Raw genomic sequence first — 14,114 nt, forward strand, 5'->3', positions numbered from 1 at the left:
CGGCGACGCGGGAGACTTTCATGGCCTATCAGTTCGATTTCTTGCCGGTGGTGGAAAACACCGACCTGCTGCTGCGCGGGGCGCTGTTCACCCTTGAGCTGACGGCCATCGGCGCGCTGTTTGGCGTAGGCGTGGGCATCGTCGGGGCGCTGGTGCGGGCGTGGAACATCCGCCCGTTCTCGGCGATTTTCGGCGTGTATGTGGAGCTGATCCGCAACACGCCGTTCCTGGTGCAACTGTTCTTCATCTTCTTCGGCCTGCCGTCCCTCGGCGTGCAGATTTCCGAGTGGCAGGCGGCGGTGCTGGCGATGGTGATCAACCTCGGCGCGTACTCGACCGAGATTATCCGCGCCGGCATCCAGGCGATTCCGCGCGGGCAACTGGAAGCCGCGGCTGCACTGGCGATGAGCCGTTTCGAAGCGTTCCGCCACGTGGTGCTGCTGCCGGCGTTGGGCAAGGTCTGGCCGGCGCTGAGCAGCCAGATCATCATCGTCATGCTCGGTTCGGCGGTGTGTTCGCAGATCGCCACCGAGGAGTTGAGCTTCGCCGCCAACTTCATTCAGTCGCGCAACTTCCGCGCCTTTGAAACCTATGCCCTGACCACCCTCATTTATCTGTGCATGGCGCTGCTGATCCGTCAGTTGCTGAACTGGCTCGGTCGGCGCTACCTGTCGAAAAGCCGCGCAAGGAGCAGCCAATGAGCGACTTCACGTTCTGGGACATCCTGCGCAACCTGCTCACCGGCCTGCAATGGACGCTGGCGTTGTCGCTGGTGGCGTTCATTGGCGGCGGGATCGTCGGGTTGCTGATTCTGGTGATGCGCATCTCGAAAAACACCCTGCCCAGCAGCATCGCCCGCACCTGGATCGAACTGTTCCAGGGCACGCCGTTGCTGATGCAACTGTTTCTGGTGTTCTTCGGCGTGGCGCTGGCCGGGGTGGAGATTTCGCCGTGGATGGCGGCGGCGATTGCCCTGACGCTGTTCACCAGCGCCTATCTGGCAGAGATCTGGCGCGGTTGCGTCGAGGCGATTCCCAATGGCCAGTGGGAGGCTTCGTCGAGCCTGGCACTGAATCCACTGGAGCAACTGCGCTACGTGATCCTGCCCCAAGCGCTGCGTATTGCCGTGGCGCCGACCGTGGGCTTCTCGGTGCAAGTGGTCAAGGGCACCGCCGTGACCTCGATCATCGGCTTCACCGAATTGACCAAGACCGGCGGCATGCTCGCCAACGCCACCTTCGAACCATTCATGGTCTACGGCCTCGTTGCCGCCGGCTACTTCCTGCTCTGCTACCCCCTGTCCCTCAGTGCGCGCTACCTGGAAAGGAGACTGCATGCCTCTGCTTAGAATTTCCGCCCTGCATAAATACTATGGCGATCACCACGTGCTCAAAGGCATCGACCTGAGTGTCGAGGAAGGCCAAGTGGTGGCGATCATCGGCCGCAGCGGCTCGGGCAAGTCCACCCTGCTGCGCACCCTCAACGGTCTGGAGTCGATCAACGACGGCGTGATCGAGGTCGACGGCGAATACCTCGACGCCGCCCGCGCCGACCTGCGCAGCCTGCGGCAGAAAGTCGGGATGGTGTTCCAGCAGTTCAACCTGTTCCCGCACCTGACGGTGGGCGAAAACGTGATGCTCGCGCCGCAAGTGGTGCAGAAAGTGCCCAAAGCCAAAGCGCAGGAACTGGCGCGGCAGATGCTGGAGCGTGTGGGGCTGGGTGAGAAATTCGATGCCTTCCCGGATCGGCTTTCCGGAGGCCAGCAACAGCGCGTGGCGATTGCCCGGGCGCTGGCGATGTCGCCCAAGGTGCTGCTGTGCGACGAGATCACTTCGGCGCTGGACCCGGAACTGGTCAACGAAGTGCTCAGCGTGGTCCGCCAGCTCGCGAAGGAAGGCATGACGCTGATCATGGTCACCCATGAAATGCGCTTCGCCCGGGAGGTCGGGGACAAACTGGTGTTCATGCATCAGGGCAAAGTGCATGAGGTGGGCGATCCGAAGGTACTGTTTGCCGACCCGCAGACGCCGGAGCTGGCGAATTTCATCGGAACCGCAGAAGCCACAGGCTGAAAGCAGGCCGTCAGTGCGCTAAATCAAGGGTTTGAACCATGCGCGTTGGCGGCAGCCTTTGATCGTGGCACGATGTCAGGGTTATCGACCGAGACCCCCAGACCATGCCGCAATCCCAAGCCAAGAATCTGTCCCTGATCGCCGCGATCGACCTGGGCTCCAACAGCTTCCACATGGTCGTGGCCAAGGCCCAGAACGGCGAAATCCGTATTCTCGAACGTCTCGGGGAGAAGGTTCAGCTGGCCGCCGGCATCGACGATGAGCGCCATCTCAACGAAGAATCCATGCAGCGCGGGCTCGATTGCCTGAAGCGTTTTGCCCAACTGATCAACGGTATGCCACTGGGCGCCGTGCGGATCGTCGGCACCAACGCCCTGCGCGAAGCCCGTAACCGTCTGGAGTTCATCCACCGCGCCGAAGAAATCCTCGGCCACCCGGTGGAAGTCATCTCCGGCCGTGAAGAGGCGCGTCTGATCTACCTCGGCGTGTCCCACACCCTCGCCGACACCCCGGGCAAGCGTCTGGTCGCCGACATCGGCGGCGGCAGTACCGAATTCATCATCGGCCAGCGATTCGAACCGCTGCTGCGTGAAAGTCTGCAAATGGGCTGCGTGAGCTTTACCCAGCGCTACTTCAAGGACGGCAAGATCACCCCGGCCCGCTACGCCCAGGCCTACACGGCGGCGCGGCTGGAAATCATGAGCATCGAACACGCCCTGCACCGCCTGACCTGGGATGAAGCCATAGGCTCCTCGGGCACCATTCGCGCTATCGGCCTGGCGCTGAAGGCCGGTGGACATGGCACTGGCGAAGTGAACGCCGAAGGTCTGGCGTGGCTCAAGCGTCGCCTGTTCAAGCTCGGCGACGTCGACAAGATCGACTTCGAAGGGATCAAGCCTGACCGTCGGGCAATCTTCCCGGCCGGCCTGGCAATTCTCGAAGCGATCTTCGACGCCCTCGAACTGCAACGCATGGACCACTGCGAAGGCGCGCTGCGTGAAGGTGTGCTCTACGACCTGCTTGGCCGCCATCATCACGAAGACGTGCGCGAACGCACCCTGACCTCGCTGATGGAGCGCTACCACGTCGACCTGGAACAGGCCGCACGTGTCGAGCGCAAAGCCCTGCACGCCTTCGATCAGGTGGCTGTCGACTGGCAACTGGACGACGGTATCTGGCGCGAACTGCTGGGCTGGGCGGCGAAAGTGCACGAAGTCGGGCTCGACATCGCTCACTACCACTACCACAAGCATGGCGCCTACCTGATCGAGCACTCGGACCTCGCCGGGTTCTCCCGCGAAGACCAGCAAATGCTCGCCCTGCTGGTGCGCGGCCACCGCCGCAACATCCCCAAGGACAAGTTCGCCGAATTCGGCGAGGACGGCGACAAGCTGATCCGCCTGTGCGTGCTGCTGCGCTTCGCGATCCTGTTCCACCACATTCGCGGCACCCAGACCATGCCGCAGGTCGCGTTGCACGCCAATGGCGACAACCTCGACGTGGAATTCCCGGAGAACTGGCTGGATGAGAATCAGCTGACCCAGGCGGATTTTGCGCTTGAGGCGGAGTGGCTGACGCGGGTGGGCGTTGTCCTGACCGTGCACTGAGTCAAAGGCAGGCACAAAAAAAGGCGATCCGGATGGATCGCCTTTTTTTATTGCCTTGAGACCTGCGGTCAGCTGCTCACCGGCAGAATCGGGCTGCCCAGCCGCTCCAGCAGAGTAGCCTGCGCACTGCGCGGGTTCTGGTTGCCGGTCGGCGTGTTGCGGATGTAGCGACCGTCCGACTGCAGGCTCCAGCTGTGGGTGTTGTCGGTCAGGTACAGCTCCAGCTCTTTCTTGACCCGGGTCAGCAGCTTCTTGCCTTCCACCGGGAAGCAAGTCTCGACGCGCTTGTCGAGGTTGCGTTCCATCCAGTCGGCACTGGACAGGAACATCTGTTCCTCGCCGCCGTTGAGGAAGTAGAAAACCCGGGTGTGTTCAAGGAAGCGGCCGATGATCGAGCGCACGTGAATGTTGTGCGAAACCCCGGCGATGCCTGGACGCAGGCAGCACATGCCGCGCACCACCAGATCGATGCGCACGCCGGACTGGCTGGCCTTGTACAGCGCGCGGATGATCTTCGGATCGGTCAGCGAGTTGAACTTGGCAATGATGTGCGCCGGCTTGCCGTCGAGCGCGAATTGCGTCTCGCGGGTGATCATGTCGAGCATGCCCTTCTTCAGGGTGAACGGCGCGTGCAGCAGCTTCTTCATGCGCAGCGTCTTGCCCATGCCGATCAACTGGCTGAACAGTTTGCCGACGTCTTCGCACAAGGCGTCGTCAGAGGTCAGCAGGCTGTAGTCGGTGTACAGACGGGCGTTGCCGGCGTGGTAGTTACCGGTGCCGAGGTGCGCGTAACGCACGATCTCGCCGGCCTCGCGACGCAGGATCAGCATCATCTTGGCGTGGGTCTTGAAGCCCACCACGCCGTAGATCACCACCGCACCGGCCGCTTGCAGTCGGCTGGCCAGCTGCAGGTTGGATTCTTCGTCGAAGCGTGCACGCAGCTCGATGACCGCTGTCACTTCCTTGCCGTTACGCGCGGCATCTACCAGCGCATCGACGATTTCCGAGTTGGCGCCGGAGCGGTACAGGGTCTGGCGCACGGCCAGAACGTGCGGGTCTTTGGCAGCCTGACGCAGCAGGTCGACCACCGGGGTGAACGACTCGAACGGGTGCAGCAGCAGGATGTCCTGTTTGCTGACGACGCTGAAAATGTTCTCGCTGTTCTGCAGCAGTTTCGGGATCTGCGGGGTGAACGGCGTGTATTGCAGCTCCGGATGGCTGTCCAGGCCGGTGATGCTGAACAGACGCGTCAGGTTCACCGGACCGTTGACCTGATACAACTCGGTCTCGCTCAGGTTGAACTGCTTGAGCAGGTAGTCCGACAGGTGTTTCGGGCAGGTGTCGGCGACTTCCAGGCGCACGGCGTCACCGTAACGACGGGAGAACAACTCGCCACGCAGGGCGCGGGCCAGGTCTTCGACGTCTTCGGAGTCGAGCGCCAGGTCGGCGTTCCGGGTCAGACGGAACTGGTAGCAGCCCTTTACCTTCATGCCCTGGAACAGGTCATCGGCGTGAGCGTGGATCATCGACGACAGGAACACATAGTTGTCGCCAGGGCCGCCGACTTCTTCCGGCACCTTGATGATCCGCGGCAGCAGACGCGGCGCCGGGATGATCGCCAGACCGGAGTCGCGACCGAAGGCGTCGATGCCTTCGAGCTCGACGATGAAGTTCAGGCTCTTGTTCACCAGCAACGGGAACGGGTGCGTCGGGTCGAGGCCGATCGGGGTGATGATCGGCGCGATCTCGTCGCGGAAGTAACGACGTACCCAGGTCTTGAGCTTGGTGGTCCAGTAGCGGCGACGGATGAAGCGCACCTGATGCTTTTCCAGCTCCGGCAGCAGGATGTCGTTGAGGATCGCGTACTGACGGTCTACGTGACCGTGCACCAGCTCGCTGATGCGCGCCAGCGCCTGATGCGGTTGCAGGCCGTCGGCGCCGGCCTGCTCACGGGCGAAGGTGATCTGCTTCTTGAGGCCGGCGACACGGATTTCGAAGAATTCGTCGAGGTTGCTGGAGAAGATCAGCAGGAACTTCAGCCGCTCCAGCAACGGGTAGGACTCGTCCAGCGCCTGTTCCAGCACACGGATGTTGAACTGCAGTTGCGACAATTCCCGGTGGATATACAGGCTGCTGTCATCCAGGCCGGGAATCGCGATCGCCGGGGCTGCCGCAGCGGGTTCGGTGGCCGGCGCGGGTGGCGCGGGCTCCAGTTCCGGCGGGGTTTCGGTAATCTGCTCGACCACGGGTTGAGCTTCTTTTACGGCAACTTCAGTGAGTCCTTCGGTATTCATCGAATGTTCCTGGGAGGGCTATTTCTGCTCTCGTAACAATTGAGCGGCACGGACAGCAAAGTAAGTCAGGATGCCATCAGCGCCGGCACGTTTAAAGGCGGTCAGGGATTCGAGGATCACGCCTTCGCTCAACCAGCCATTCTGGATCGCCGCCATGTGCATGGCGTATTCGCCGCTAACCTGATAGACGAACGTCGGCACTTTGAAGGCATCTTTTACCCGGAACAAAATATCCAGGTACGGCATGCCGGGTTTGACCATGACCATGTCCGCGCCTTCAGACAAGTCCGCGCCCACTTCGTGCAACGCTTCGTCGCTGTTGGCCGGGTCCATCTGGTAGGAAGCCTTGTTCGCCTTGCCCAGGTTCGCGGCCGAACCCACGGCATCGCGGAACGGGCCGTAATAGGCGCTGGCGTACTTGGCCGAGTAGGCCATGATCCGCACGTTGACGTGACCGGCCAGCTCCAGCGCCTCGCGAATCGCCTGGATGCGACCGTCCATCATGTCCGACGGGGCCACCACCTGGGCGCCAGCGGCGGCGTGGGACAACGCCTGCTTGACCAGTGCATCGACGGTGATGTCGTTCTGCACATAGCCTTCTTCATCGAGAATGCCGTCCTGACCATGAGTGGTGAACGGATCGAGGGCGACGTCGGTGATCACGCCCAGCTCCGGGAAGCGGTCACGCAGGGCGCGGGTGGCGCGCTGGGCGATACCTTCGGGATTCCACGCTTCGGCGGCATCGAGGGATTTGAGTTCAGGTGGCGTGACCGGGAACAGCGCCAGCGCCGGAATCCCCAGCTCGACCCATTTCGCCGCTTCTTCAAGCAGTAGGTCGATGGTCAGGCGCTCGACACCCGGCATCGAGGCCACGGCTTCGCGACGGTTCTCACCGTCCAGCACGAACACCGGCAGGATCAGGTCATCGACCGTCAGCACGTTCTCACGCACCAGTCGCCGGGAAAAATCATCACGGCGATTGCGACGCAGGCGGGTGGCGGGGAACAGGCGGTTGGCTGGGGTAAAGCTCACGGCAGACTCCTGAGCCCGCGCAGACGGGCGAGTGTGGCAGTTATAAGCGGCCATTATGACGGTCGTATTACAGTTATGTGCACCCCTGTGACATGTAGCCGCAATCCATTGTCGTTGTAGGAAATGTTAACGTCGAGACACATTTCGACACTTTCCTGAATGTGTCCGAAGGGTTAGGCTGCGCGTTCATTTCGCCAGCACCCAGACAATGCTCCAACAATTTCTGCATGACTTCGGCTACTTTGCCCTGTTTCTCGGCACGTTCTTCGAAGGCGAAACCATCCTGGTGCTCGCGGGCTTCCTCGCGTTCCGTGGTTACATGGACATCAACCTGGTGGTGGTCGTGGCGTTCTTCGGCAGCTATGCCGGCGATCAGCTGTGGTACTTCCTGGGCCGCAAGCACGGGCGCAAGTTGCTGGCGCGCAAACCGCGCTGGCAAATGATGGGCGACCGCGCGCTGGAGCACATCCGCAAGCACCCGGACATCTGGGTCCTGAGCTTCCGCTTCGTTTACGGCCTGCGCACGGTGATGCCAGTGGCGATCGGCCTGTCGGGCTACCCGCCGGGACGCTATCTGCTGTTGAACGGTATTGGTGCGGCGATCTGGGCCGCCGCCCTGGCCGCGGCCGCGTACCACTTCGGCGCGGTGCTCGAAGGCATGCTGGGCAGCATCAAGAAATATGAACTGTGGGTGCTCGGCGCGCTGCTGGTGCTGGGCGTCGGCCTGTGGCTGCGCCGCCGGTTCAAGAATGCCCGGCTGGCCAAGAAGGTCTACGAAGACGAGCAGGCCGAACAACTGGCCAAGGCCGAACGGCATAAAGCCGAACAGGCCAAATCCGCCGAACCTAAGACGCCAGCCGAGTAAACCGCTGGCGGCAGTAATACAGCCCGATGCCACTGAGCAGGCTGTAACCGAGCAGGCCGGCCCAGACCTCGGGGCTGGCCGGCCATAGCCCGACCTGCGGCGCCAGCCACACCAGCGGCAGATTCGCCGCCAGCCGCAGCAGTTCCAGCCTCAACGCCCACGGGCGATTCTCCAGGGCCACGCCCAACACGAACAAACCGAACGCCACCGCGCCCCACCCCAGTACCAGAGTGCTGGTCGACAGGCTGTGCTCCAGATTCATCAGGTAACTGCCCAGCGCCACGTACACGCCGAATTGCAGCAGCACGTACCACTGCTGTCGGGCGCCCAGTGGCACCTCGAATTTACGGAACCGGCTCAAGTCCGGCTTGTGCATCGGGTACTTCTCCGCCACGTCCGCCGGACGCCATCCGGTACGCATGAACCAGATCCGCAGCTTGTCCCGTTTGCTCCCGGCGCGCCGCGCGTCGTCCCACAACTGCGCGTAAAACTGCACATTGGCCCACAGCGGATTCCAGCTCGCCAGCGGTGTGGTCACGCCGAAAATCACCGGTTCATTGTCGTCCTCTTCCTGGTACGAGCCGAACAGGCGATCCCAAATAATGAACACCCCACCGTAGTTGCGATCCATGTAGAGAGCGTTCTGCGCATGGTGGGCCCGATGATTGGACGGCGTGACGAAGACCCATTCGATCCAGCCGAGCTTGGGAATGTGCTTTGTATGCACCCAGAACTGATACAGCAGATTCATCGCCGCGACGCTGACAAACACCAGCAGCGGCACACCGAGCACGGCCATCGGCAGGTAAAAGATCCAGCCCAGCAGAAACCCGGTGCTGGTCTGGCGCAAGGCGGTGGAAAGGTTGTAGTCCTCGCTCTGGTGATGCACCGAATGCGCCGCCCAGAGAATGTTCCGCTCGTGGCCCATGCGGTGCAGCCAGTAGTAGCAGAAGTCGTAGAGGACAAAAGCGAAGACCCACGTCCAGACGCTGTCCGCAGGCAACCTGAGCAGCGCCAGATGCTCCAGGGCAAACCCGTAGGTCACCAGCCCCACGCCTTTGGTCAGCAGGCCGGTGGTGGTCGACAACACCCCGGTGCTGATGCTGTTCACCGCATCGGCCAGACGATAGTTGCTCACCCCGCGCCAACGGTCGGCGATCAGTTCGGCCGCGATCAATACGAAGAAAAACGGCACCGCATACAGAATGAAGTTCATGACGCGCCCTGATCGAAATCCGTGTGCACAGATCCTAGGTGTAGCCACGGCCTGGCCCTATGGCAACGAACGACAAATTAGTGGACATTTAGCGCCATGAATCTGGAGAGAAACCCATGAGCAAAAAAGTTGCAGTGATCCTGTCCGGTTGCGGCGTGTACGACGGCGCCGAGATCCACGAAAGCGTCATCACCCTGTTGCGCCTCGATCAGCGCGGCGCCCAGGTGCAGTGTTTCGCCCCGGACATCGCGCAATTGCATGTGATCAACCACCTCACCGGCAAAGAGATGCCCGAGTCGCGCAACGTGCTGGTGGAATCGGCGCGCATCGCACGGGGCAACGTCAAGGATGTCCGTGAAGCCGATGTCGACGATTTCGATGCGCTGATCGTGCCCGGCGGTTTTGGTGCAGCGAAGAACCTGTCGAACTTCGCCGCCGACGGCGCTGGCTGCTGCGTTCAGCCGGACGTGCTGGCGCTGACCGAGGCGTTTGCCGAAGCGGGCAAACCGGTGGGCCTGATGTGCATTTCACCGGCACTGGCCGCGAAGATCTACGGCCCGGGCGTGACCTGCACCATCGGCAACGACGCGGAAACGGCCAAGGCCATCGGCAAGATGGGCGCCACCCACGAAGACTGCGCGGTGACCGACATCATCGAAGACAAGGCGCGCAAACTGGTGACAACCCCGGCCTACATGCTGGCGCAGTCAATCAGTGAAGCGGCTTCGGGGATCAACAAGCTGGTGGATCGCGTCCTTGAGCTGACCCACGAAAACGACGCCTGATCTCTTGGCCGAATACAAAACCAATGTGGGAGCGGGCTTGCCCGCGAAGACGTCAGGTCAGACAACTATTCGTTGAATGACACACCGCCTTCGCGAGCAAGCCCGCTCCCACAAGGGGTTTGTGTAATGTTCAGGGTTTGCGGGTGAGCCTGGTGAGGATCCGGTCCAGCGCATTGGCGAACGCCTGCTTCTCCCGGTCGCCGAACGGCGCCGGGCCGCCGCTGACCTGGCCCTGTTCACGCAAATCGGTGAACAGGTTGCGTGTCGCCAGCCGTTCACCCATGTTCTGCGCGTCGAACTCCTTGCCTCGTGGGTCCAGCGCTGCAACGCCCTTCTTCACCAGCCGGTCGGCCAGCGGAATGTCGCTGCAGATCACCAGTTCGCCCGGCACCGCGTGCTCCACCAGATAATCATCCGCCGCATCGGGGCCGCTCGGCACCACGATCAGCTTGACGATCGCCAGTGCCGGTTTGCTCTGCGGCTGCCCTGCCACAAGCACCACCTCGAAGCGGCGCTTGAGGGCGAACTTGACCACCAGTTCCTTGGCCATCTTCGGGCAGGCGTCGGCATCGATCCATACACGCATCATCTCAGGCCGCCACTCGGCGCTTTTCCGCCACCCGGCTGCGGCCGTACAGCACGATGATCGCGGCTATCGCCACGGCCTGCGCCGTCAGCGAGTAGGCGTCGGCATGAATCCCCAGCCATTCGAAATCGAAGAACGCCACTGGCCGGGTGCCGAAGATCCCGGCCTCCTGCAACGCCTTCACACCATGACCGGCAAACACCACCGAAAGCGCGCACAGCAGCCCCGCGTTGATGCTGAAGAACAGCGCCAGTGGCAATTTCGCCGAGCCGCGCAGGATCACCCATGCCAGACCGAAGAGCAGCACCAACGCCGTCGCACCACCGGCCAGTACCGCGTCATGCCCGGCAGGACCGGCCTGCAGCCACAGGGTTTCGTAGAACAGGATCACTTCGAACAGTTCGCGGTACACCGAGAAGAACGCCAGGATCGCGAAGCCGAAACGCCCGCCGCCACCGACCAGGCTCTGCTTGATGTAATCCTGCCAGGCAGCCGCGTGGCGACGGTCGTGCATCCACACCCCGAGCCACAGCACCATGACACTGGCGAACAGCGCCGTGGCGCCTTCCAGCAGTTCGCGCTGGGAGCCGCTGACATCGATCACGTACGCCGCCAGCGCCCAGGTCCCCAGACCGGCCAGCAGCGCCAGACCCCAGCCGACGTTGACGCTGCGCACCGCCGATTGCTGGCCGGTATTGCGCAGGAACGCGAGGATCGCCGCCAGCACCAGAATCGCTTCCAGACCTTCGCGCAGCAGAATCAGCAGCCCGGAGATGTAACTCAGCGACCAGCTCAGACCGTCGCTGCCCAGCAAATCGGCGGACTCCTTGAGCTTGGCCTTGGCCGCGTCGAGACGCTGCTCGGCCTGCTCGACCGACAAGCCGTCCTGCAGCGATTGCCGGTAGGCCATCAGGGATTTTTCGGTGTCCTTGCGCACGTTGGCGTCGACGTTATCCAGCGAACTTTCGACCAGTTCGAAGCCTTCCAGATAGGCGGCGACGGACAGGTCATAAGCCTGATCACGCTCACCGGCGCGGTAGGCAGCAAGGCTCTTGTCCAGCGTCGCGGCGGTGTAGTCGAGCAACTGCGCCGGACCACGCTTGACCTGCGGCGGTTGCGCCCGCTGTGCGCGGAAGGTCGCGGCGGCTTCGGCGCCTTCGGCGGCCTGCACTTCGGCCGGCGTCTGACGGGCGAGGTCGGCGATGTTGTAGGTCTTGTCGGTTTTGACCGTAGCCGGGTCGGCACTGAACTGGGCGATATAGGTCGCCAGGTCCCAGCGCTGACGGTCGTCCAGTTGATCGGCGAAGGCCGGCATGTCGGTGCCTTCGACGCCCTGGCCAAGGGTGTTGTAGATCGCGTAGAGGCTCAGATGATCCAGACGCCTGGCATCACGCAGGTTGGCCGGCGCGGGCTCCATGCCGACACCCGCAGGGCCATCACCGGCCCCGTTGACGCCATGACACACCGAGCAGTGCTGGGTATAGAGCGGCGCGCCACGGGTCGGGTCCGGGGTGATGATCGGCGCCTGGCTGACTTCATAGGCCACCGCCAGTTTCGCCCCCAGTTGTCGGGCCTGACGGGCGACGTCCGCGCCGTCCTGCTTCGCGGTGATCGCAGCCAGCAGAGCGTCGATGCCTTGCTCCAGGCCGGCCTTCTCCGGTTTGGCCGGCATGCCGGCAATCAAGCCTTGCAGCGCCCGGGTGAACTCCAGTTGTTCACGGTATTCGGCATCATCGATGACCTTGCCTGCCTCTACCGTTGGCGGGTAATCGGCGCTGATGTAATCGAGCAGGTGCAGCGCTTGCGGCGCGCCTTCCACGGTATCGGCCAGCAGATTGAAGCTGCTCAGGGCAAACAACGGGAACACCAGCCAGGCCAGGAATCGGGACGAGGCAGTCATGAAGGGGTCTCAATTGGAAATGCGAAGTAACACATTGTTCACGTCGGGGGAGCCCGACTCAAGCTTTCTCATTGGACGCACCGGAATTATGCGCATTGTGCTGCAGCACATAGCAATCACTGGCCTCTATACTGCGTCGCCTTTCGCCCCTTTCGATTAAGGAAGATCTCGTGGTCATGCGCCATTGCCTGCTGTTTCCCTTGCTGTTAAGTGCGGTCCTGCAACTGAGCGGTTGCGGGGCCTACCGCAATTACGACCTGGAACTGGAACAGACAACCGATCAGTTGAAAGCGGGCAACACCGACGGTGCGCTGGCCCTGATCGAGGCGCATAACCCGGATGAAGAAAAAGACCTGCTGTATTACTTCGAGAAAGGTGCAGTGCTCAGTGCCGCCGGCGACTTGCCACAGAGTCAGGTCGCCTGGCGCAGCGCCGAACAGATGGTGATCCAGCGCCAGGACGCCATCGAAACCACTGGCGACAAGCTGCTTTCCGCCTTGGGCAATCAATGGGGCAGCATCATCAACGACAAGATTCGTCGCTACGATGGCTACGACTATGAAAAGGTCATGCTGACCACGCAAATGGCCCTGAATCAGTTGGCCGTGAATGACTTCGACGGTGCCCGTGCGGATATCAAGAAGACCCACGAGCGCGAAACACTGATCGCCCGGCAACGTGAGCTCGAATACGAGCGTGTTGAAAACGCCGCCAAGAACCAGGGCGCCCGTGTGCATTACAAGGACCTGCAAGGTTACCCGGTGGTCATGCTGGACTCGCCGGCGGTCATCGCCCTGAAGAACGGCTATCAAAGTGCGTTCAGCCACTATCTGGCCGGCTTCACATATGAAGCCCTGGGCGAAAAGGATCTGGCGGCCCCGGGTTATCGTCAGGCCATTGAACTGCGTCCTGACATGCCGTTCTTCCAACAGGCCTTGCGTGACCTCGACAGCCCCGGGCTCAAGGCCGGTGAAAGCGACGTGCTGATCATCGTGCAAAGCGGGCTGGCACCGGCTCGCAGCTCGGTACGCGTGCCGTATCCGGTAAAGCTTGAAGACGGTCAGGTGATCGTCGCCAATGTGTCGTTTCCGGTGATGGTGCCCGACACCTCCACCCAGCCTTTCAATCAGATAAGCCTCGACGGCCGCCAAAAGAAGCTGATCACGGTCAACAACATCACCGACATGTCCTTGCGCACCCTGCGTGACGACATGCCCGGGATCATTCAACGCACCACGTATCGAGCGTTCCTCGCCGCAGACGTCCAGGGTACCGACAATCGGCGCAACCCGGCGAAGGCGTCGTACGTGACCCATTACGATGGATTCGAGCACGCAGACACCCGCACCTGGCGCACCCTGCCCAACCTCACTCAAGTACTGCGCCTGCGTCTGAAGAAAGGCGAACACTTGATCAGCCTGCCAACCGCACCCGGTGTCGCCCCGCTGAAAATCCGCATAGATCAGGATCGCCAGATCATCGGCCTGCGAGCCTTGGGCGACAGAATCTATGCCAACGGCAGTGCTTTCCAGGCACCCGTTTCACCGGAAAGCCGTGTGGTATCGGGTCTGAAATAAGTAATGGCATCTAACTAACCAGTGCAATTAAAAAGCTATTACATAGCCAGCATCGCCCGCTTATAATGCCGCGCCCTCGTTATCGCGACGCGGCATTAAAGCTCCTCTGTTTATGAGGAATTGGCAGGAGGCCAGCGCCACTGCCGATCGGTCCCAGCAGCCCGACCCGCACCCGAGGCT

Annotated in this window: 12 protein-coding genes; 7 read left to right on the forward strand and 5 right to left on the reverse strand. The window is 62.0% G+C overall.

Annotation, left to right across the window (positions count from 1 at the left end):
- Nucleotides 1-20: 20 nt before the first annotated feature.
- The 4 genes from IF189_RS27345 to ppx all read left to right on the forward strand — a co-directional run bounded on the left by IF189_RS27345 (nucleotide 21) and on the right by ppx (nucleotide 3,679).
- Nucleotides 21-701 (forward strand): amino acid ABC transporter permease, encoded by a 681-nt coding sequence (locus IF189_RS27345; RefSeq protein WP_134828469.1) that lies wholly within the window; start codon nucleotides 21-23, stop codon nucleotides 699-701.
- On the forward strand, nucleotides 698-1,348 hold the full coding sequence (locus IF189_RS27350; protein ID WP_134828470.1) for an amino acid ABC transporter permease: 651 nt from the start codon (nucleotides 698-700) through the stop codon (nucleotides 1,346-1,348). The genes IF189_RS27345 and IF189_RS27350 overlap by 4 nt, the downstream gene beginning before the upstream one ends.
- Nucleotides 1,335-2,072, forward strand: a complete 738-nt coding sequence (locus IF189_RS27355; RefSeq protein ID WP_192552536.1) for an amino acid ABC transporter ATP-binding protein — start codon at nucleotides 1,335-1,337, stop codon at nucleotides 2,070-2,072. Before IF189_RS27350 ends, IF189_RS27355 begins: the two co-directional genes overlap by 14 nt.
- A 104-nt stretch (nucleotides 2,073-2,176) precedes the next feature.
- A complete protein-coding gene (gene ppx / locus IF189_RS27360; RefSeq protein WP_134828472.1) occupies nucleotides 2,177-3,679 on the forward strand; it encodes an exopolyphosphatase in 1,503 nt (500 codons plus the stop codon).
- A 68-nt stretch (nucleotides 3,680-3,747) separates the two neighbouring features.
- Here the strand turns inward: ppx and ppk1 are convergent, their stop codons facing one another.
- Entirely contained in the window at nucleotides 3,748-5,973 is a 2,226-nt protein-coding gene (gene ppk1 / locus IF189_RS27365) for a polyphosphate kinase 1 (protein ID WP_114886240.1), read from the reverse strand.
- Between the two features lie 18 nt (nucleotides 5,974-5,991).
- Nucleotides 5,992-7,005: a porphobilinogen synthase gene (hemB, locus tag IF189_RS27370; protein WP_007951836.1), complete on the reverse strand. Its 1,014-nt coding sequence runs from the start codon at nucleotides 7,003-7,005 to the stop codon at nucleotides 5,992-5,994.
- Nucleotides 7,006-7,213: 208 nt separating this feature from the next.
- On the opposite strand from hemB, the gene IF189_RS27375 reads away from it, so the two are divergent.
- On the forward strand, nucleotides 7,214-7,870 hold the full coding sequence (locus tag IF189_RS27375) for a DedA family protein (RefSeq protein WP_085708953.1): 657 nt from the start codon (nucleotides 7,214-7,216) through the stop codon (nucleotides 7,868-7,870).
- Here IF189_RS27375 and IF189_RS27380 read toward each other — a convergent pair.
- Nucleotides 7,851-9,086, reverse strand: coding sequence for a sterol desaturase family protein (locus IF189_RS27380; protein WP_134828473.1), 1,236 nt, complete (start codon nucleotides 9,084-9,086; stop codon nucleotides 7,851-7,853). The two genes, IF189_RS27375 and IF189_RS27380, sit on opposite strands and share 20 nt — an antisense overlap.
- Nucleotides 9,087-9,202: 116 nt before the next feature.
- On the opposite strand from IF189_RS27380, the gene elbB reads away from it, so the two are divergent.
- Nucleotides 9,203-9,871: an isoprenoid biosynthesis glyoxalase ElbB gene (gene elbB / locus IF189_RS27385; RefSeq protein WP_085708951.1), complete on the forward strand. Its 669-nt coding sequence runs from the start codon at nucleotides 9,203-9,205 to the stop codon at nucleotides 9,869-9,871.
- A gap of 130 nt (nucleotides 9,872-10,001) precedes the next feature.
- Here elbB and IF189_RS27390 read toward each other — a convergent pair whose 3' ends face one another.
- Together IF189_RS27390 and IF189_RS27395 are read right to left on the reverse strand one after the other, a co-directional pair.
- Nucleotides 10,002-10,457, reverse strand: a complete 456-nt coding sequence (locus IF189_RS27390) for a YaiI/YqxD family protein (RefSeq protein WP_065258237.1) — start codon at nucleotides 10,455-10,457, stop codon at nucleotides 10,002-10,004.
- 4 nt (nucleotides 10,458-10,461) lie between these two features.
- Entirely contained in the window at nucleotides 10,462-12,357 is a 1,896-nt protein-coding gene (locus IF189_RS27395; RefSeq protein WP_134828474.1) for an FTR1 family protein, read from the reverse strand.
- 176 nt (nucleotides 12,358-12,533) lie between these two features.
- Here IF189_RS27395 and IF189_RS27400 point away from each other — a divergent pair, with 176 nt between their 5' ends.
- Nucleotides 12,534-13,934, forward strand: a complete 1,401-nt coding sequence (locus tag IF189_RS27400) for a COG3014 family protein (protein WP_192553611.1) — start codon at nucleotides 12,534-12,536, stop codon at nucleotides 13,932-13,934.
- Nucleotides 13,935-14,114 lie beyond the last annotated feature (180 nt).

Source organism: Pseudomonas sp. IzPS59 (genome assembly GCF_014863505.1).
GTDB classification, from domain to species: domain Bacteria; phylum Pseudomonadota; class Gammaproteobacteria; order Pseudomonadales; family Pseudomonadaceae; genus Aquipseudomonas; species Aquipseudomonas kribbensis.